This window comes from Marinobacter sp. E2 (genome assembly GCF_055755345.1).
This window is the reverse complement of the sequence record NZ_CM146911.1, coordinates 1,719,219-1,738,325: the sequence shown is the minus strand read 5'-3', so window position 1 is coordinate 1,738,325 and position 19,107 is coordinate 1,719,219. Positions and strand designations below refer to the sequence as shown.

At 58.4% G+C, this 19,107-nt stretch carries 15 protein-coding genes and 2 tRNA genes; 7 read left to right on the top strand and 10 right to left on the bottom strand.

Annotation, left to right across the window (positions count from 1 at the left end; translation table 11 throughout):
- Positions 1-29 precede the first annotated feature (29 nt).
- From topA to fadB, 3 genes are all read right to left on the bottom strand, one after another.
- Positions 30-2,666, bottom strand: coding sequence for a type I DNA topoisomerase (gene topA / locus AC0J1C_RS07945; RefSeq protein WP_473046341.1), 2,637 nt, complete (start codon positions 2,664-2,666; stop codon positions 30-32).
- A gap of 261 nt (positions 2,667-2,927) precedes the next feature.
- The gene (gene fadA / locus AC0J1C_RS07940; protein WP_091984945.1) at positions 2,928-4,103 is read right to left on the bottom strand and encodes an acetyl-CoA C-acyltransferase FadA; all 1,176 of its coding nucleotides are present in this window, start codon (positions 4,101-4,103) and stop codon (positions 2,928-2,930) included.
- Between the two features lie 32 nt (positions 4,104-4,135).
- On the bottom strand, positions 4,136-6,283 hold the full coding sequence (gene fadB / locus AC0J1C_RS07935; protein ID WP_473046340.1) for a fatty acid oxidation complex subunit alpha FadB: 2,148 nt from the start codon (positions 6,281-6,283) through the stop codon (positions 4,136-4,138).
- A 428-nt stretch (positions 6,284-6,711) separates the two neighbouring features.
- On the opposite strand from fadB, the gene AC0J1C_RS07930 reads away from it, so the two are divergent.
- On the top strand, positions 6,712-7,530 hold the full coding sequence (locus tag AC0J1C_RS07930) for a hypothetical protein (protein WP_375191347.1): 819 nt from the start codon (positions 6,712-6,714) through the stop codon (positions 7,528-7,530).
- A 169-nt stretch (positions 7,531-7,699) separates the two neighbouring features.
- Positions 7,700-8,131, top strand: a complete 432-nt coding sequence (locus AC0J1C_RS07925) for a universal stress protein (RefSeq protein ID WP_091984937.1) — start codon at positions 7,700-7,702, stop codon at positions 8,129-8,131.
- A gap of 68 nt (positions 8,132-8,199) precedes the next feature.
- On the opposite strand, the gene AC0J1C_RS07920 is transcribed toward AC0J1C_RS07925, so the two are convergent.
- From AC0J1C_RS07920 to AC0J1C_RS07895, 6 genes are all read right to left on the bottom strand, one after another.
- On the bottom strand, positions 8,200-8,868 hold the full coding sequence (locus tag AC0J1C_RS07920) for a DUF6901 family protein (RefSeq protein WP_375191348.1): 669 nt from the start codon (positions 8,866-8,868) through the stop codon (positions 8,200-8,202).
- Positions 8,865-10,817 carry an ATP-binding cassette domain-containing protein gene (locus tag AC0J1C_RS07915; RefSeq protein ID WP_473046339.1) on the bottom strand — a complete coding sequence of 651 codons (1,953 nt, stop codon included), beginning with the start codon at positions 10,815-10,817 and terminating at the stop codon, positions 8,865-8,867. Before AC0J1C_RS07915 ends, AC0J1C_RS07920 begins: the two co-directional genes overlap by 4 nt.
- Before the next feature lie 8 nt (positions 10,818-10,825).
- The gene (locus AC0J1C_RS07910) at positions 10,826-11,620 is read right to left on the bottom strand and encodes an MOSC domain-containing protein (protein ID WP_473046338.1); all 795 of its coding nucleotides are present in this window, start codon (positions 11,618-11,620) and stop codon (positions 10,826-10,828) included.
- A gap of 138 nt (positions 11,621-11,758) precedes the next feature.
- Positions 11,759-11,834, bottom strand: a tRNA-Gly gene (locus tag AC0J1C_RS07905).
- Positions 11,835-11,892: 58 nt separating this feature from the next.
- Positions 11,893-12,609, bottom strand: coding sequence for a murein L,D-transpeptidase catalytic domain family protein (locus AC0J1C_RS07900; protein ID WP_375191351.1), 717 nt, complete (start codon positions 12,607-12,609; stop codon positions 11,893-11,895).
- A 180-nt stretch (positions 12,610-12,789) separates the two neighbouring features.
- Positions 12,790-13,392 (bottom strand): DUF924 family protein, encoded by a 603-nt coding sequence (locus AC0J1C_RS07895; RefSeq protein WP_375191352.1) that lies wholly within the window; start codon positions 13,390-13,392, stop codon positions 12,790-12,792.
- Between the two features lie 109 nt (positions 13,393-13,501).
- Here AC0J1C_RS07895 and AC0J1C_RS07890 point away from each other — a divergent pair, with 109 nt between their 5' ends.
- The 3 genes from AC0J1C_RS07890 to AC0J1C_RS07880 all read left to right on the top strand — a co-directional run bounded on the left by AC0J1C_RS07890 (position 13,502) and on the right by AC0J1C_RS07880 (position 15,019).
- Positions 13,502-13,876, top strand: a complete 375-nt coding sequence (locus AC0J1C_RS07890; protein ID WP_473046337.1) for a sirohydrochlorin chelatase — start codon at positions 13,502-13,504, stop codon at positions 13,874-13,876.
- Positions 13,877-13,929: 53 nt separating this feature from the next.
- Positions 13,930-14,847, top strand: a complete 918-nt coding sequence (locus AC0J1C_RS07885; RefSeq protein ID WP_473046336.1) for a TIGR01777 family oxidoreductase — start codon at positions 13,930-13,932, stop codon at positions 14,845-14,847.
- A gap of 96 nt (positions 14,848-14,943) precedes the next feature.
- A tRNA-Glu gene (locus AC0J1C_RS07880) sits at positions 14,944-15,019 on the top strand.
- A gap of 41 nt (positions 15,020-15,060) precedes the next feature.
- Here AC0J1C_RS07880 and ccoM read toward each other — a convergent pair.
- Positions 15,061-15,216, bottom strand: coding sequence for a cytochrome c oxidase subunit CcoM (gene ccoM / locus AC0J1C_RS07875; protein WP_375191355.1), 156 nt, complete (start codon positions 15,214-15,216; stop codon positions 15,061-15,063).
- A gap of 239 nt (positions 15,217-15,455) precedes the next feature.
- On the opposite strand from ccoM, the gene AC0J1C_RS07870 reads away from it, so the two are divergent.
- Together AC0J1C_RS07870 and AC0J1C_RS07865 are read left to right on the top strand one after the other, a co-directional pair.
- Positions 15,456-17,867 (top strand): bifunctional diguanylate cyclase/phosphodiesterase, encoded by a 2,412-nt coding sequence (locus AC0J1C_RS07870; protein WP_375191356.1) that lies wholly within the window; start codon positions 15,456-15,458, stop codon positions 17,865-17,867.
- A gap of 36 nt (positions 17,868-17,903) precedes the next feature.
- Complete coding sequence (locus tag AC0J1C_RS07865) at positions 17,904-19,097, top strand: acetate/propionate family kinase (protein ID WP_473046335.1); 1,194 nt, start codon at positions 17,904-17,906, stop codon at positions 19,095-19,097.
- The last annotated feature ends 10 nt before the right edge of the window (positions 19,098-19,107 follow it).

Below are 19,107 nucleotides of genomic sequence, written 5' to 3'. Positions count from 1 at the left end.
CGGGGGAGAGGGGGAATTGAGGAGTCGCGCTACTTCTCTTTCGGCTGCCACTTCCCGTTCACATACCACGCCGACCAGCCTGTCGCTTTGCCGTCCTTCTCCGACATCACGTACTGTTCCTTGGTCTTGCGGCTGTAACGGATCACCGTGGGATTGCCTTCAGGATCCCGCTCCGGAGCATCCATCAGGTAATCGTATTTCGGGTCGATTTCCTTGCGATGGGGTTTGATCTCCATCACCAGGGGCGGACGGGTCTCACGGTTCTTGGGAAACTTGCTGGCCGCCAGGAACAGCCCTGAGGCGCCATCCCGGAGCACGTAGGTGTCGTCCACCTTCTGGCACTGCAGCTCCGGCATGGGCACCGGATCCATCTTGGGCGGCGCAGGTTCACCGTTTTTCAGCAGCTTACGGGTGTTCTTGCACTCGGCGTTGGTACAGCCGAAGTACTTGCCGAAACGGCCGGTTTTCAACTGCATCTCGGAACCGCATTTGTCGCATTCCAGTGTGGGGCCGTCGTAGCCCTTGATCCGGAAGGTGCCCTTCTCCACTTCATAACCGGAACAGTCCGGGTTGTTACCACAGACATGAAGCTTGCGGGTCTCGTCCACCAGGTAGCTGTCCATGGCCGTACCGCACTTGGGGCAGCGACGTTTCTTCCGCAATAGCCGGGTCTCGCCCTCGCCTTCCACGTCGTCGTCGGCACTGACCACCTCGTCACCGGACACCAGGTTGATGGTGGTCTTGCAGCGTTCTTTCGGCGGCAGGGAATATCCGGAACAGCCGAGGAACACGCCTGTGCTGGCCACCCGAATCTGCATGTTTCGGCTACAGGTAGGACACGGAATATCGGTTTCCGTGGGGGTATTGGCGCGCATCCCCCCTTCTTCCGGACTCTCCGCCTTCTCCAGCTGCTGTCGGAAACGGCCGTAAAAGTCGTTCAGCACCTTTTTCCAGTCAACGTCGCCCTCGGCGATCTCATCGAGCTCGTCTTCCATCCTCGCCGTGAAATCGAAATCCATCAGGTTCGGGAAAGACTCCGACAGACGCTCGGTAACTATCTCGCCCATCTTCTCCGCATAAAAACGGCGGTTCTGCAGACGAACATAGCCACGGTCCTGAATGGTGGAAATGATCGAGGCGTAGGTGGAGGGCCGGCCAATACCCTGCTTCTCGAGCTCCTTGACCAGGCTGGCCTCGGTATAACGGGGCGCCGGTTTGGTGAAGTGCTGACTTGGGTCCAGCTTCTTCAGGTCGAGAACCTCGCCCACCTGGATATCAGGCAGCGCGACATCCTCGTCTTTCTTGGCGGCCTGGGGAGCGGCCTTCAGGAAACCTTCGAACTTGATGATCCGACCCCGGGTACGCAGCTCGTAGTCGCCATTAGCCACCACAATGGAGGTGCTCAGGAATTCCGCATCGGACATCTGGCAGGCAATGAACTGGCGCCAGATCAGGTCGTAAAGCTTCTCTGCGTCCTTTTCCAGCCCGGTGATATCAGAGGGCCGACGACTCACCTCGGTGGGCCTGATGGCCTCGTGGGCCTCCTGGGCGCCTTCCTTGCTGCCGTAGACACGGGGCTTCTCGGGCAGGTAACGATCGCCAAACTGTTTCTGGATGAAGCTCCGACAACTGGCCACCGCGTCCTGACTCAGGTTGGTGGAGTCGGTACGCATGTAAGTTATAAAACCCGCCTCATAGAGCCGCTGTGCCAACATCATGGTCTTCTTCACGCTGAAGCCCATGCGGTTGCTGGCCGCCTGCTGCAGGGTTGAAGTAATGAAGGGCGCGGACGGGCGCGAGCGGGTGGGCTTGTCCTCACGCTTGGCCACCTTGAAGGTGCCGGCCTTGAGGCGATTAACGTGTTCGGTGCTTTGCTGTTCGTTGACCGGGCGGTAGGCTTTGTCGCCGTGGCGGGTTACCTCGAAGCGAACCGGCTGGTCGGCCTTGCCGGACAGCAAATCAGCGTGCAACTGCCAGAACTCTTCCGGGACGAACTTGCGGATTTCCCGCTCACGTTCGACGATCAGACGCACGGCCACGGACTGTACCCGGCCAGCAGAGAGCCCGCGAGCAATCTTGGCCCACAGCAGCGGCGATACCATATAGCCAACAACCCGGTCCAGGAATCGGCGGGCCTGCTGGGCGTTCACCCGGTTGTTGTCGAGATTGCCGGGGTCCTTGAAGGCTTCCTGAATGGCGCGCTTGGTGATCTCGTTGAACACCACACGTCGGTATTTGTCCGCCTCGCCACCAATGGTTTGCTGGAGGTGCCAGGCAATGGCCTCCCCTTCACGGTCCAAATCCGTTGCCAGATAGATGTGATCTGCCGACTTGGCCAGGCGCTTCAGTTCGCTGACCACCTTTTCCTTGCCGGGCAGAATTTCGTAGCGGGCGCTCCAATCCCGGTCGGGATCTACCCCCATACGGGCAACCAGCTGCTCCCGCGCCTTGCGCTTCTTGTGCGCGGCCTTCTCTTCGGGACTCATCTTACGGGTGGCGGCTGCCTGCTTTGCCCGCTCCTTGGGATCAGACTGGCTGCCGCTCCCGCTCACCGGCAGGTCACGGATGTGGCCAACACTGGACTTAACTATGTAATCGGAGCCCAGGTATTTGTTGATGGTCTTCGCTTTCGCTGGCGACTCGACAATAACGAGACTTTTACCCATATCGGAGATCTGTATCCTTGGCGATCATTCGGTTGTTTTCTGACCAGAACCGTAAACTCGCATAAAAATCAGGCAACTGGAAACCACAGAGGCTGCCATTCTGTATAGGCTCACTGTTTTACAGGGTCAAGATAGGCAAGACAACCCATTCTTTGTTAATGGCCCGCCTTTTTCTGCGGCCGGTCGCATTTTCCAGAGCCATAAACAACAAGGCCCGGCATACGCCGGGCCTTGCATTCGCTTGCAGATCAGCAGGGCCGATCAGAGGCGTTCCCACACGGTGGCAATGCCCTGGCCGAGGCCGATACACATGGTGGAGACACCAAGCTTACCGCCTTTGGCCTGCATCACGTTCAGCAGGGTTGTGGAGATCCGGGCGCCGGAACAGCCCAGCGGATGGCCCAGGGCAATCGCACCGCCGTTCAGGTTTACCTTCTCTTCCATAACGCCCAGCAGCTTCAGGTCCTTCAGAACCGGCAGCGACTGGCCTGCGAAGGCTTCGTTCAGTTCCCAGAAGTCGATGTCTTCGACTTTCAGGCCTGCACGCTTGAGCGCCTTCTTGGTGGCCGGCACCGGACCGTAGCCCATGATCGCGGGATCACAGCCGGCAACCGCCATGCTGCGGATCTTGGCAATCGGCTTCAGGCCCAGGGCTTCGGCACGCTCGGCGGACATCAGCACCATGGCTGCAGCGCCGTCGGTCAGCTGCGAGGAGGTACCCGCGGTAACCGTGCCGTTTTTCGGATCAAACGCCGGACGCAGCTGGGACAGCGACTCCGCGGTGGTTTCCGGGCGAATGGTCTCGTCCTCTTCGATCAGCTTCACAAAGCCGTTCTCGTCGTGACCTTCGATCGGCACGATTTCGTTCTTGAAGCGACCTTCAACGGTCGCTTCATGTGCCAGGCGGTGAGACCGGGCACCGAACTCGTCCTGCTGCTCACGGGTAATGCCGTGCATCTTGGCCAGCATTTCCGCGGTCAGGCCCATCATGTTGGAGGCCTTGGCGGAGTATTTGGACGCAGCCGGGTTGTGGTCGAAGCCTTCGGTCATGGGTACGTGACCCATGTGCTCGACACCACCCACGAAGAACACGTCGCCGTTGCCGGTCATGATGGCCTGGGCCGCGGTGTGGATCGCGCTCATGGCGGAACCGCACAGACGGTTGACGGTCTGGGCCGCAGACTCGTGAGGAATACGGGTCAGCAGGGAAATCTGCCGGGCCACGTTAAAGCCCTGCTCCTTGGTCTGGTTCACACAGCCCCAGATCACATCTTCCACTTCTTTCGGGTCGAGCTTAGGGTTGCGCTCAAACAGTGCTTCAATCAGCGCGGCCGACAGGGTCTCGGCGCGTACGTTGCGGAAACAGCCGTTTTTGGCACGACCCATCGGAGTCCGCACGCAATCGACGACGACAACGTCTCTCGGATTAAGGCTCATAGATCTTTCTCCGTTCGGAAATCTCGTAAGGGTTAGCCAAAGAACTTCTTGCCAGTCTTGGCCATTTCACGCAGCTTCTCGGTCGGTGCGTACAGAGGACCAAGATCTGCATACTTGTCTGCCAGTTCGACGAACTTGTCGACGCCCATGTCGTCGATGTAGCGCAGAGCACCACCACGGAACGGAGGGAAACCGATACCGTAGATCAGGCCCATGTCTGCATCGGCCGGATCTTCAACAATGTTGTCTTCCAGGCAGCGAACGGTTTCCAGGCAAAGCGGGATCATCATACGGGCGATAATCTCGTCTTCCTCGAAGTCCTTCTTGCCGTTAACCACCGGCTCGATGAGCTGGTAGGTTTCTTCGTCGACAACCTTCTTGGGCTTGCCCTTCTTGTCTTCTTCGTACTTGTAGAAGCCTTTGTCGTTCTTCTGACCGTAACGCTTGTTCTCGAACATCACGTCAATGGCAGACTTGAAGTCGGCCTTCATGCGCTCGGGGAAGCCCTCGGCCATCACCTCGTTGGCGTGCTTGGCGGTGTCCATGCCAACCACGTCCAGCAGGTAGGCAGGACCCATGGGCCAGCCGAACTTTTCCATGACCTTGTCGATCTTCTGGAAATCGGCACCGTCGCGTACCAGTGCTGCAAAACCGCCGAAGTAAGGGAACAGAACACGGTTAACCAGGAAGCCCGGGCAGTCGTTGACCACGATCGGGGTCTTGCCCATGGCCTTGGCGTAGGCAACGGTGGTGGCAATGGCGCGATCGCTGGTCTTCTCGCCGCGGATAACCTCAACCAGAGGCATCATGTGCACCGGGTTGAAGAAGTGCATGCCGCAGAAGTTCTCCGGACGCTTCAGGTTCTGGGCCAGAAGGTTGATGGAGATGGTGGAGGTGTTGGAGGTCAGGATGGTGTCCTCGCGAACCGCATCTTCGGTTTCGCGCAGTACCGCGTCCTTCACCTTCGGGTTTTCAACAACCGCTTCAACCACCAGATCGACGTTCTTGAAGTCGCCGTAGTTCAGGGTCGGCGTGATGTTGTTGAGCACGTCGCCCATCTGGCCAGCGTCCATCTTGCCCTTGGCAACACGCTTGGACAGCAGCTTCTTGGCCTCATTCAGGCCCAGCTTGATGCCGTCCTGATTGATGTCCTTCATGATGATCGGGGTGCCTTTCAGTGCAGACTGGAAGGCCACACCACCGCCCATGATGCCCGCGCCGAGAACGGCCGCCAGGTTCACGTCAGACGCTTCCTTACCCCAGGCACTGGCTTTCTTCTTGAGGGCCTGGTCGTTCAGGAACAGACCGACCAGACAGGCAGCCACGTTGGTCTTGGCCATCTTGGCGAAGCCCTTGGCCTCTACTTCCAGGGCCTTGTCGCGGGTCATGCCCGCATGCTTCTGCATGGTCTTGATGGCTTCCACCGGCGCCGGGTAGTTCTTGCCAGCCTTGCCGGCCACGAACGCCTTGGAAATCTCGAACGCCATCATGCTTTCCATGGCATTGAGCTTGATCTTGCCTTTCTTCTCTTCGCGACGGGCCTGATAATCCAGCTTGCCGTCGTTGCACTGATTGATGATAGCAACAGCAGACTCAACCAGCTTGCCATTATCGACCACGGCATCCACGGCGCCGGTCTTGAGGGCTGCATCGGCACGGTTTTCAGCACCGCCGGAGATCCACTCAACCGCGTTGTCCACACCCACCAGGCGCGACAGACGCACGGTACCGCCGAAGCCCGGGAAGATACCCAGCTTCACTTCCGGCAGACCAACCTTGGCCTTGGGCGCCATAACACGGTAGTCCGTGGCCAGGCACATCTCGAAACCGCCGCCCAGGGCAATGCCGTTGATTGCGGTTACGGTCGGGAACGGCAGATCTTCAATGGCATTGAAGACTTCGTTGGCGCGCAGGTTGTTGGCAACGAGGTCTTCCTCGGAACCGGCAAACAGCTCGGTGAACTCGGTGATATCGGCACCGACAATGAAGCTGTCCTTGGAGCTGGTGACGACCAGACCCTTCAGATTCTTCTGGGCTTTGAGCGCTTCAGCCGCTGCGCCCAGCTCTTCGATGGTGAGACGGTTGAACTTGTTGACTGACTCGCCCTGCAAGTCGAAGTTCAACTGTGCGATCCCGCCTTCGATCTCTTTAACCGTGATGGCTTTACCTTCGTAAATCATCAACTGATCTCCAGTCTGTGTTTGGAACTGCTGACAACCGGCGCCAATACCTTTGAGCCGGCTGCTTGTGCAGCGAGATTTCGGTCACTGCCCGATCATTCGATCCAAAATTCATACAGTCGTTTGAATCGTGAGGGCACACGATGAAAAAAAACAGCGCGTTTGTCAATTTGTTTCTTTCGGAAGGGCTGCAAAAGTCCCCGAAAAACCAGGGGCAGCCGAAGAATCTGATGCGGATTTGTTATATTTCAGGGCACTGCGGGCCAGTGCTGAGAGAAAACCGGAACTTCATCACGCAAATTTAATAGTTCTTTACATTTGCCTGAGCCGGCGGCGCCAAAACTGCTTGATTGGCTGTCGGAGTTACTTTACCTTCGACCTACGACTTTGGTCCACAATAATAAAACCGTATTACGGAGCCCCATCCGATGAAAGACGCTTACCTGCGGGTCCGATCGCTGATCACCGCACTCGTTTTGCTGGTAGTGACATCCATGAGCGCCCAGGCCCAGGAAGGCGCCGACGGATTTCTCTCCAACCTGCACAGTTTCCGCGTCAGCAATTACATGGCGCTGGACGCCTACTATCGATTCAGCGGCACCGGCGACACCGACACCCTCAACGAAATCGTCCAGGGCATAAACGCGGCCAACGATGCCATGAACTATCTCACCGGCAGCGACTCCACCGCGCTGTCTGACGAGGAACTGAGCTCCCTGAATCAGGAGTTCGACAAGTTCAAGAATCTCATGCGCGACAACATCAACGATGTCCGCAATCGGGGCTACCCGGATCTCCGCCTGGTATCCGACATGGCCAACCAGGCCCTGACCATGAACGAAAAGGCCACCGAGCTTTACCGCATTGCCCAGGAAAGCTCGCAGACCGAGACCAGCCCGCGGGTTGAGGCAGCGCGCTCCGCCGCGGTCAAAATGGCCCAGATGATGGCGAAGTACTCGGTGCGGACGAACTCTTCCGTGGCGCAGACGTTCCAGGGCTCCGATCTCGAAGTGCCGCTGGATGAACAGGCCCGAGAGCTCGACAAACTCCTGGCGTCCGTTGCCCAGGGCGAGAGCTCGCCGGAGCTCAAGGCCACCCTCGACGACATCACCTCCAAGTGGCAGTTCATCCGGGGTTCATATATCAACTACAACGAAAACAACGTTGGCTTCGTGATCGACAGGTACTCGAAAGGCATCCTCGAGGGACTGGCCACCACAATCCAGCTGCTGAAGGGCAACGCCTGACCCTTTCTGATCCATCCTATGGCCCGCCTTTGCAGCGGCGGGCCAACCCCCTCATCGCAACTGCCTTTTCACCGGATTATTGATGCCTGTCAGGTCGGTGCCCGGCTTTTCTGATTAGAGTTAAGGTACTATCCTCAAGACAAAAGCCCGTGTACGAAGGAGCGATACGATGTCTGCCTACAAGAAAATGCTTGTTGCCATTGATCTTACGGAAGAAGCCCCACAGGTTCTCGACAAGGCCAAGGCCGTCTGTGAAGCCCATGGTGCTGACTTGATGCTGGTACACGTGGTTGAGCCTGTTGGCTACGCCTACGGCGGCGATATCCCGATGGACCTGACCGAACTGCAGGACCAGCTTGACAAGGCCGCGCGGGAGCAACTGAGCGCCTATGGCGACCAGTACGGCGTTGCGAAGGAAAATCAGGTGGTGACTGTGGGGCGCCCCGAATCGGAAATCCATCGGTTGGCCAAAGAGCAGGAGGTTGATCTGGTGATTGTCGGCAGCCATGGGAGAAAAGGCTTCCAGTTGCTGCTGGGATCGACCGCAAATGGAGTGTTGCACGGCACCGAATGCGATGTGCTTGCGGTGCGCATTCACTGATAGCCTGGCCAGTCTGTAGCATCAGCCCGGGAGTCCCTCACCCCGGGCTGCCACCTCGCTGAGCTGGCTCAGCTGCCCTCCCCCTTCATTTTGGCTTCCAGCTTTCGCAGCTGGCTCTCCAGGGAAAAACTGACGCTTGAGGCCATGGAGAAGAAATTCAGCAGCGCCTTGAGGTTGCTGTCCCCCTTGCAGACCGAATGAATTCGCTGCCAAAGCGCCTGGTTTACCAGCTGTAGCCTCTGATTACGCTCCACAAGCCCCTTCAGTTCCCAGTCGGGCGTCTGATGGTTACGCTTGGCAAAATACTGCTGGAGCAGATAATGGGACACACTGCGCATGATGAACTCATCGCTGCTGGCAAACGGCAGGTGGTGAACAGCCATGGGCTTGAGCTCCGACAGCACAGGGCATCCGCTGGTGGCCATCTTGAGACCGAGCAGCGAGCGAAGCGCCTCCTCGAGGGACGTTTCCTTGGCATAGCTGCGTCGGTCATCGGTGACTTTCACGGCCACCTTCTGATATGCGTCCTCGGCCTGGAATGCTTCCACCACCGGAAGAATTTCAGTGGCCGCGGGACAATGCGGTGATTCCGATGCCTTGAGCGGACAATTGCTGCACTGACAGTGCTCCAGCCGGGTCCACGCCGGCAGGCTGCCGGTCCGGGTGGAAGGCTGATCGGTGACCTTGAATTCAACGGCGCGGCCGTCGTTAAAACTGAAACTGTAATTCACGTTCATTGGTTTGCCTGTTCTTCCAGCTCCATCCACCGCTCGATGACCTTCTCCAGACGGCTCTCCGTTTCCGTCAACTGCTCCAGAGTGGCCGAGACTTCATTCGGCGGGCCTGAATAAAAATCTGGTGATGATATTGTCTGCTGCAGGCTGGCGACTTCCTGCTCAAGGGCCTCAATCTGGCCCGGCAGCTGCTCCAGTTCCAGCTTCAGTTTATAACTGAGTTTGGCTGGCCGGGCCTTGCTTTCCTTAACGGAACCACCGGCGGCCTTTTCGGATGCCCCACCCTGTTGACTGGTATTGACTTTCTCCGCCCTGGGCGCCTTGTCCTGCTTGTCAGGTCGGTTGCCACCCGCTTCCGAGGGAAACCTGCCGCCCTGTCGACGCCAGTCAGTATAGCCGCCAACAAACTCCCGGACCCGACCGGAGCCGTCCAGGAAGATGGTTTCGGTGACTACATTATCAAGAAATTCCCGGTCGTGGCTGATCACGATCACGGTTCCGGAAAATTCCGCAAGCTGCTCTTCAAGCAGCTCAAGAGTTTCTACGTCGAGATCGTTGGTCGGCTCATCAAGCACCAGAATATTGGCAGGTTTACTGAACAGTTTGGCAAGCAGGAGCCTTGCCCGTTCCCCGCCCGAGAACACCCGAACCGGCGAACGTGCCCGCTCAGGCGTGAACAGGAATTCCTGGAGATAGCCCAGCACATGTTTGCTCTGGCCATTGATATCGATGTATTCCCGCCCTTCCGAGAGGTTATCAAGGGCGTTTCGTTCCAGATCCAACTCACCCCGGAGCTGGTCGAAATAGGCCACCTGCAGATTGGTGCCCAGGCGCACCGAGCCCTCAGTGGGTTTCAGTCCTCCCAGCAGTAGCCGAACCAGGGTGGTTTTGCCAGTGCCGTTCTCTCCGACCAGGCCAATCTTGTCGCCACGCAGAATGGTGAGATTCATGTCGCGGATCACCGGAGTTCCGTCCGGATAATGGAATCCGGCGTCCCGGGTCTCCACCACCAGCTTTCCGGAGCGGGCTGCTTCTTCTACTGCGAAACTGGCGGTACCGCCCCGGTTTCGGCGCTGCCGATGTTCCTCGCGCATGGCCTTGAGTGCTCGCACGCGCCCCATATTGCGAGTCCGCCGGGCCTTGATACCCTGTCGAATCCAGGCCTCTTCCTGCTTCAGACGCTTGTCGAACAGCGCATTCTGACGCTCCTCTTCCTCCAGAGCCTTCTCTTTGAGCTCAAGGTAGCGATCGTAAGTGGCAGCAAAGCTCACCAGTTTACCCCGGTCCAGCTCGACGATGCGTGTGGCCATACTGCGGATAAAGGCCCGGTCGTGGCTGACAAACAACATGGCGCCCCGAAACTGCCCGAGAGCCTCCTCGAGCCACGCGATGGCTGGCACATCCAGATGGTTCGTGGGCTCATCCAGCAACAGAATATCGGGATCGGCGACCAGCGCCCGGGCCAGCAGGACCCGTCGCTGCCAGCCGCCGGACAGAGTGTTCAGCCGTCGGTCAGCGTCTACACCGTACTGGCCCAGGATGGTGGTCACCTTCTGGTCCAGGCGCCAGCCATCCAGGGCTTCCAGACGCTCCTGGACTTTCATCAGTCGATCGAGTCCGGCTTCGTCTGCCTCCTGTGACAGCTGATGGAACTCGGCCAGCAGCTCGCCGGTCTCCGGAAACGCCCCAGCGACAACTTCATAGGCAGTTCTGGAATCATTGGTGGGCAGATTCTGAGGCAACACCGCCAGAACGGCACCGTCCTCGAGCCGCACGACTCCGCCATCGGGCACCACCTCTCCACTGACAATCTTCAGCAGGGTGGATTTACCCTCACCGTTGCGCCCGAGCAGACAGACCCGCTCGCCTGCCTCGATGACCAGCGACGCGTCGTCCAGCAGCGGATGCATTCCATAGGCCAGCGACACAGCATCCAGAGTTAAGAGTGGCACCTTTGTTTCTACTCCGATCGTTTGACAGTGACGGGATCGCCCACGCGAATCCTGCCCGTCGATTCGTGAATGGCATTCTGCCCGAAGATGACGCCATCGGCGGTTCGGCGATAGCGAGAGAGTGTTCGAAGAGGCTGAACCGCAGGGTCTTTGATCCCTGACTCCGGGTCCACCGTAGTGACCACGCAACGGGAACAGGGCTTCACAATACTGAAAACCTGCTCAGCAATGGTCAACGCCTGCCAGCCGTCCTCGTCCCACGGTTGCGCCCCTTCAATCACGATGTTAGGACGGAACCGGCGCATTTCCACCGGTGTATCCAGCCGGCCATTCAGCTCATCCAGGGACGATGTACTGGTTATCAGAAATGGAAAACCATCGGCGAAGCCGACGCGGCGATACGCCTCAACACGACCCGCGTCCACGCGTCGGAAACTGCTGTCCGGCATGAACACAAAGCGTACCGGTTTGCCGCAGAACCGGCTCAGGGCTTCATTGGCCTGCGGTTCGCCAATCACGGCTTTGACCCAGTCCCGCCAGACCAGAACGCGCAATTCTTCCGCTGTTTGCACCAGGGGATATGCACCCTCTCCGGGAATCTCCACCCTCACCTGCCCGTTCTCCAGCGACGTTGTGATCCGGGCCAGCTCCGGGTGCTCACGCTGGGTGACAAACCGCCGATCCTCATCGACGATCATCCAGCGCCTGTCCTGCTCGGGGCCGAAATCGTCCATTGCAAACGCAGGGACTTCGACGCCCGAGAGGGCTTTGACCGGGTAAACGAAGAGCGAGTGAACCTTCATGGCAGGCGGACCTCCACCGGGCGAATGAAACGGGATACTCCGGCCGGAGAGTATACCCGACCGACGCTTCGGTAACCGAGTTCGAGGGGTCCAGAAACGAAAAAACCCGGGCCTTTTCAGGGCCGGGTTCTGGAATTCTGGAGCGGGAAACGAGATTCGAACTCGCGACCCCAACCTTGGCAAGGTTGTGCTCTACCAACTGAGCTATTCCCGCAATGCTGATCGGCTGTTACCGACAACGGAGGCGTATTCTACGGATCCAGTCGAAGCCGTCAACCACTTTTTTTCAGGTTTTTTCCTGCCAGTGTCCGGTTGTCACACTTGAGGAAACCGGAACTGTGGAGCCACTGCTGGTCGGGGAAGTATTTGAACACCAACTGCCCTCCTTTCAGGTTGTCGACAACCTTGCGGATAACCTGATTGTCCACAGCGGGGCATCCATGGCTGCGACCAATGCGACCGTACTTGTTGATCCAGTCTTCATTCACGTAGTCGGCACCGTGAATAACAATGGCGCGCTGCCGGGCAAGATCGTTGATACCGGGCTCGAGGCCATCCAGACGCAGCGAGTAACCGTGCTTCCCGTAGTAGCTCTCGCTGGCACGGAACAACCCGATGCTCGATTGATGACTGCCTTCCACGTTGGAAAACTCGGTTGACTCCAGGTTACCAGAATTCTTGCCATGGGCCACGAGGTCCCGGAGCAGCAGTTTTCCGGTTTTCAGGTCAAAAATCCAAAGTCGCTCCTCCGTTGAGGGCAGCGAGAAGTCAATCACCGCCAGCCGGTCTGGCATGTCCACACCATTGGAAACCGCGCAGCGGGAGGCACTGAAGGCTGTTTTCAGAACCTGTTTATCGATCTTTGGTGCGGATTGCCCCATCCGGGCCAGTAACTGTTCGTCGAGAGAAGCCGAAAATGCCGACGCTGACCAGATGAGCCCCAGGTACAGAGCCACCGTTGCCGGCACGAAACGCCGAATGTTTTTCATCAACTGTCCTCGATAAGATGCGCACGGGGACGGTAGCGAAGCCTACCGCCTTTCCGAAATTCAGTGTCGCGCATTTTATCAGGCAAAATTGCCAACGCCTTCCGAATGTACGATTTTTATACAAAAATTTAACGGAAACGCCGTACTCGGGCGCACCCTGCCCAGGGCATCCGGATGCCTTTACTGCCCAAAGCTCCGGCCACCGTCGAGATAGTCCAGTTCATCCGGTGTCGAGGTCCGGGATAGGGCACGGTTCCTGTGGGGAAAGCGTCCATATCGCGCGATGATGTCCCGGTGATCCCGGGCGGACTGCAAAAAACTGCCCATGAAGTCAGCAACCAGGCCCTGTGTGGATCGGGCGAGTTGCTCGTAACATTCCACCGAGTCATCCTGATCTTCCAGGCGTTCGGAATGCTGCAAGGGCATGTACAGGAAGGCTCTCTGGACCGGAGGCAGCATCATGTCCTGCCCCTTCTGCATGGCCTGGCGGCAGAGCTTGCGTGCCTGGCGATCCTGATCGAACGCCATGGCAGCACCCCGGAAAATATTGCGTGAGAACTGATCAAGCAGAATGATTTCCGCCAGCACGCCGCCGGCCTCCTTGCGCCAATGATCAAGACCCTGCTCCGATGCGAACAGCACCATGGACAGGAAGCGGCGCCGGATTTCCTGATCAAACCGGCGATCCGAGCGAAACCACCGGTTGCGGTGTTCCGCATCCGGCAAGCCGTTCTCATCCAGTTCACCGAACCAGAAATCCAGAATTTCTTTCCAATCGAACATTCTGCGTCACCCTGTTAATTTAGGAACATCACTCCGTGACTCGGCCGGGGGCGAAATGTACGACCGCTCCCGCCAAACTGACTACCACACGTGAACCCCGGGAGAGGTAATGAACAGCCCCTGCATCATTCTGTTGGCCCATGGAAGCAGTGACAAGCGTTGGTGTGAGACCTTCGAGAAACTCGCGGAACCGACACTGAACTCAATCGACAATGCCCACATCGCCTATATGGAACTGGCCGAGCCTTCCATGGATACCGTTATTGGAGAGGCCGTTAGCCGGGGCAACAAAGACGTGGTCATCGTACCACTGTTCCTGGCGGCCGGCCGCCACCTGCGCAAAGACGTTCCGGCCATGATCGCCGAGCTGGAGAAAACCCACGGAGCCCGGATACGACTGGCACCGCCGATCGGGGAAAACCCGCTCCTGGGCGAAGCCATCCGGGATGTTGTTATGCTTCAATTAGAGCAGGCGCCCGCCTGAGAGGCGGTGTCGCTGAGCGTCGCTCGCTGAACAGGCAGAGGGGGGTACCCACCATGGCAAAACGGATACTTGTCACAGGCGGCACTGGCTTCATAGGCCAGGCCCTGTGCCGGCAGCTACTCGAACGGAAATACGAACTGACGATTTTCAGCCGACAGCCTCCGGAGTCGGTCAAGGCCTGTTGCGGGCGAGTCGAGGCGGTGCGCAACCTGGAGCAACTTCGGGGCCACTCCGGATTCGACGCCGTCATTAACCTTGCCGGCGAGGGCATTGCCGACAAGCGATGGTCCAGCTCGCGCAAACAGGCCCTCAGGGACAGCCGCATAGGCGTCACCGAGACCCTCGTTGAGGTGATACGAAGCTGGGAAAAGCAGCCGGACGTGCTGGTGTCCGGTTCCGCCGTTGGCTTCTACGGTGATCAGGGCGCGGAAACGGTTACCGAGGACACACCGCCCCACGATGAATTTACCCACCGACTGTGCCGGGACTGGGAGGCAGCGGCCGGGCCACTGGAGCAGGATGGCGTACGGGTATGTTTTTCACGGACCGGTGTGGTCGCCGGCCCCGGCGGCGGATTCCTCGAGCGGATGCTACCGCCGTTTCGGCTGGGCCTGGGCGGACGTCTTGGCAACGGCCAACAGTATATGCCCTGGGTTCATCGGGAAGACGTGGTGGGGGCTCTGGTATGGATGCTCGAAAACCCTGAAGCCGCCGGCGCCTATAACGTGGTCAGCCCCAACCCGGTGACGAATGCGGAATTCACGCGAACACTCGGAAAGGTGCTCGATCGCCCAACCATCTTTCCGGTGCCTGCGCCCGTGCTCAAGCTCGCCCTTGGCGAAATGGCAAGGCTGCTGCTGACCGGTCAGAAAGCCCTGCCGGCACGACTGACGGATGGCGGTTATCCATTCAGATATCCAGACCTCTCGCAGGCGCTGGAGAATGCCACCGCCCCGGGCAAGGGTCGATAACAGGGCGCAGCTTTTTTCACAAAAATCGTTGACACCGTCGGGGGGCTTTCTTAATATACGCGCCACCTCGACGAGGCAAGGTGTTGAAAACGTTGCGTCCCCTTCGTCTAGTGGCCTAGGACTCCGCCCTTTCACGGCGGCAACAGGGGTTCGAACCCCCTAGGGGACGCCAATTTTTCCCACCCATCCTTCCTGAAACGAAATTCCCGAATACTAAGCTGGCTTTTTGCCCTGCCCGTCTTTTCTGGGTGATCTCTGAGGCCCATGCTCCTTCTGATCCTTCATCACGAAGATGCCGACCCCTACGAAAAATCCGACGATCAGAAGCACTGTCACAATACCTGAAATAACCACAGCATCCATATACATGGCGCGTCTCCTTTCCTGAGTGAACTTGACTAAACTCAGGTTACGCCGGGCCCCTCCCCGGGGTATTGATCCAGGTCAAACACGGGCCCCCGCTCCCGATACGCACAAATACTGAACAGCGCCACATTTCTCTCGATTTTTCCTGCATTTGCAAGGCATTTGAAAGAAACTGCTGCTATAGTCGGGAAAACGGAATCCGTCCGATCCCCGAACCCGTCCAGGTGGCTGAATTTAACGACATGCAAAAACTGTCGACGCGTCTGCAACGTTTTCGCACAGGGTCTCCCCTGTCCTTCCGGCTTCTGGCCTGGATCCTCCTGTTCAGCTCGGCGTTCACCCTTATTGCCTCCGCACTTCAGATTTATTCCGATTACCGTAAAGACCTCTCCCAGATCAATAACCGCATGGAAGTGGTAGAAGCCGGTTATTCATCGAGCCTGGCCCGAAGCCTCTGGGCTCTCGACCAGAAACTGCTGCAAACGCAGATGGAAGGCATTCTGAGCCTCCCGGACGTGGTACACCTGCGGCTTCGTATCGAGCCGGATTCCGAGCTTGTGATGGGTGATATCCCGAGAGATGCGGCGACCACGTCCCACAGTTTCAGCCTGGTGCACCAGGGCGATGAAATGTTCAAACTGGGAGAGCTCACGGTAACCGCCGATCTCGAGCGGGTATACGACGACCTCAAACGCAAGGTTGGCGTGATTTTGCTCACGCAATTCCTCAAAACGTTCTTTGTCTCCATCCTGATCATCTGGATTTTTCAGCATTTTGTTGCCCGACATCTCACCACCATGGCCAATTACGCCCGGGATTTCTCGCTCGAGTCCGGTTCCCGGCCGCTGGTGCTGGATCGGCCAAACACCCCCGGTAACCGCAATGACGAGCTTGGGCGGGTGACGGAGGCCATCAACCAGATGCGGGAACGCCTCAATGCGGACATGGAGCGCCAACAGAAAGACGCCGCAGAAATCCGGAAATTCTCCAAGGCCATTGAGCAAAGCCCCTCGTCGGTGCTGATCTGCGATCGGCAGTGGCGGGTCGAGTTTGCAAACCAGAAATTCACCCAGCTGACCGGATACGAGGCCAGCTCCATCATTGGCAAACACCCGGGTGCGCTGGGCGACAACGACATCGAAAATCGCGAGAACCGCCACCTCTGGCAGTCCATCCGGTTGCAGGTCCAGCGAGTGGGCGTCTGGCAGGGGGAAGTGAACAGCGTACGACGCAACGGAGAGCGGTTCTGGGAGCAGCTCATCGTCACCCCCATCAAGGATGAGAGCGGCTCCACCACCGGCTATCTCATCCTTGGTGAGGACATCAGCATCCGCAAGCGCTACGAACAGCAGCTGCTGCGCCAGGCCAACTACGACATCCTGACGGGCCTGCCCAACCGGATGCTGGCACTGGACCGGCTGAAGCTCGCTCTGGCCCAGGCACGGCGTGAAAACTCGCTGGTGGGCGTGATGTTCCTGGACCTGGACAACTTCAAGCACATCAACGACACACTGGGACACGATGCCGGTGACAACCTGCTGATCGAAGCGGCAAGGCGTATTTCAAGCTGCCTGCGGGGCACCAGCACAGTTGCACGACTGGGTGGCGATGAATTTCTCGTGATTCTACCGGGACTGACCGGCCCGGATGCCTCTTCCCAGGTGGCGGAGCGTATCCTGAAAACCTTCACACCGCCCTACATCCTGAACGGCCAGGAAGTTTTCGTCACGACCAGCATCGGTATTGCCATCTTCCCGACGGATTCCGACAACAGCGGCACCCTGCTCCAGCATGCCGATGCCGCCATGTACCAGGCCAAGCACATGGGCAAGAGCTCATTCGCTCATTTCGCTCCGGAAATGACCGAGGTATCCCACGAGCGTCTGAAGATGGAATCGAGCATGCGCCGGGCCCTGGAGCTCAAGGAGTTCGAGCTCTACTTCCAGCCCATCGTTGACACGGATTCCGGTACCCTGGTCTCAGCCGAAGCTCTGCTGCGCTGGAACAATCCCTCCATGGGCATGGTCATGCCTGATCGCTTCATTCCTCTTGCCGAGGAAACCGGGTTGATCACGCCCATCGGGGAATGGGTGCTGGAGGAATCCTGTCGGGCCGCGGTTGCCTGGAAGCACGCAACGGGCCGGGACATCGGTATCTCGGTGAACGTGTCTCCCCGCCAGTTTCGGGACCCGGGATTCACCGATGCCGTGATGCGGGCACTGTCTGCCAGCGGTCTTGCCCCGGACCAGCTCGAACTGGAAATCACCGAGCGTCTGATTCTGGACAATTCCATTGAAACCGCCGAGATTCTTCGCCAGCTCGACAAGGCCGGGATTCGGCTATCGGTGGACGATTTCGGCACGGGCTACTCGGCACTCAGCTATCTCAAGAGCTATCCCTTTGATACGTTGAAAATCGACAAATCCTTTGTTCAGGATGTGATGAAGGAGCCAGAAGATGCCTCGCTGGTACGCGCCATCATTAACATGGCCCACAGCCTGGGTTTACGGGTGATCGCCGAAGGCGTGGAAGAGGAGTCGCAAACCCATTTCCTCAAGAAGGAAGGCTGCGACTTTTCCCAGGGCTATTTCTACAGCCGGCCACTGCCGGCCCCGGAGTTTGAAGCCTGGCTCTCCACAAATCACCGGGTGTAAACCGTCACATTCCCCAATCGCCGGACGTGTTTTGCCATGGAAGATACCGTACTTGTCGTCAACTGCGGCAGCTCATCGCTGAAGCTCGCTCTATTCGATAACCGCTTGCAGAAACGGGCCTCCGCCCTCGCCGAGCGCCTTGGCCAGGACGATGCCTTCGCCCGCCTTGGACACGAGGACACCCCGCTCACGCTGCCACCGGGAGCCAGTCACAACCAGGCCCTCGAATCAATGGTGGAGGTTTTTCGTGAGCGAGGGCTGATGAACTCTGCCCCCATCGCTATTGGCCACCGGGTGGTTCATGGTGGCGAAACCTTCCGGGAGGCCGCACTGATTAATGACAGCGTCATCGACGCTATCGAGAATTGTGCGGCGCTGGCCCCTTTGCACAATCCGGTCAACCTCTCCGGAATCCGGGCCACTCTGTCGCAGTTTCCAGACGTACCGCAGACCGCAGTCTTTGATACCGCCTTTCATCAAACGCTTCCCAAACGAGCCTACCTGTATGCGGTTCCTGAGGCCTGGTACCAGGACTGGGGCGTACGACGCTACGGCTTCCACGGGACCAGCCACGCCTACATCGCCCTTGAAGCCGCCCGCTTGCTGGGCAAAACACCGGCCACAACGTCCATCATCTCCGCCCATCTCGGCAACGGCTGCAGCGTTACCGCGATTCGGGACGGAATCAGTGTCGACACCAGCATGGGCCTCACCCCTCTCGAGGGCCTGGTCATGGGTACGCGAAGTGGCGATGTCGATCCCGGTCTCTTCGACTTCCTGGCCAGCAAAGGCATGGCCGCCGATGAGGTACATCGAAGCCTGAATCAGCGAGGTGGCCTGTTGGGGCTCTCGGGACAGACCAACGACATGCGCACCCTGCGCGAGCTGGCCGACCACGGCCACGAGCCATCCAGGAATGCCATTGATGTGTTCTGCTTCCGGCTGGCCCGCTACATCGGCGCCATGATGGCCTCGCTGAAGGAACTTGATGGCCTGGTGTTCACCGGCGGCATCGGCGAAAACAGTGCCCGTATACGGCAGCAGACCATCGACAACCTGAACATCTTCGGATACGCGCTGAACGCCGACCTGAATGACCATCACGGAGAATACAGCGATGGCCGGATAGAAAGCGCCGACTCCCGTTATCCGGTGCTGGTCATTCCGACCAATGAAGAGCTGATGATTGCTCGCGAGGCCCTGCAGCTCTCCGATAACGCACCAATGTAACGCACCAATG

Coding starts and splice junctions, on each gene's coding strand:
- ccoM (WP_375191355.1), bottom strand. CDS start 15,216: ATGTATATGGATGCTGTGGTTATTTCAGGTATTGTGACAGTGCTTCTG.
- AC0J1C_RS07895 (WP_375191352.1), bottom strand. CDS start 13,392: ATGTTCGATTGGAAAGAAATTCTGGATTTCTGGTTCGGTGAACTGGAT.
- AC0J1C_RS07885 (WP_473046336.1), top strand. CDS start 13,930: ATGGCAAAACGGATACTTGTCACAGGCGGCACTGGCTTCATAGGCCAG.
- AC0J1C_RS07910 (WP_473046338.1), bottom strand. CDS start 11,620: ATGAAGGTTCACTCGCTCTTCGTTTACCCGGTCAAAGCCCTCTCGGGC.
- AC0J1C_RS07890 (WP_473046337.1), top strand. CDS start 13,502: ATGAACAGCCCCTGCATCATTCTGTTGGCCCATGGAAGCAGTGACAAG.
- topA (WP_473046341.1), bottom strand. CDS start 2,666: ATGGGTAAAAGTCTCGTTATTGTCGAGTCGCCAGCGAAAGCGAAGACC.
- AC0J1C_RS07930 (WP_375191347.1), top strand. CDS start 6,712: ATGAAAGACGCTTACCTGCGGGTCCGATCGCTGATCACCGCACTCGTT.
- AC0J1C_RS07865 (WP_473046335.1), top strand. CDS start 17,904: ATGGAAGATACCGTACTTGTCGTCAACTGCGGCAGCTCATCGCTGAAG.
- fadB (WP_473046340.1), bottom strand. CDS start 6,283: ATGATTTACGAAGGTAAAGCCATCACGGTTAAAGAGATCGAAGGCGGG.
- fadA (WP_091984945.1), bottom strand. CDS start 4,103: ATGAGCCTTAATCCGAGAGACGTTGTCGTCGTCGATTGCGTGCGGACT.
- AC0J1C_RS07925 (WP_091984937.1), top strand. CDS start 7,700: ATGTCTGCCTACAAGAAAATGCTTGTTGCCATTGATCTTACGGAAGAA.
- AC0J1C_RS07920 (WP_375191348.1), bottom strand. CDS start 8,868: ATGAACGTGAATTACAGTTTCAGTTTTAACGACGGCCGCGCCGTTGAA.
- AC0J1C_RS07870 (WP_375191356.1), top strand. CDS start 15,456: ATGCAAAAACTGTCGACGCGTCTGCAACGTTTTCGCACAGGGTCTCCC.
- AC0J1C_RS07900 (WP_375191351.1), bottom strand. CDS start 12,609: ATGAAAAACATTCGGCGTTTCGTGCCGGCAACGGTGGCTCTGTACCTG.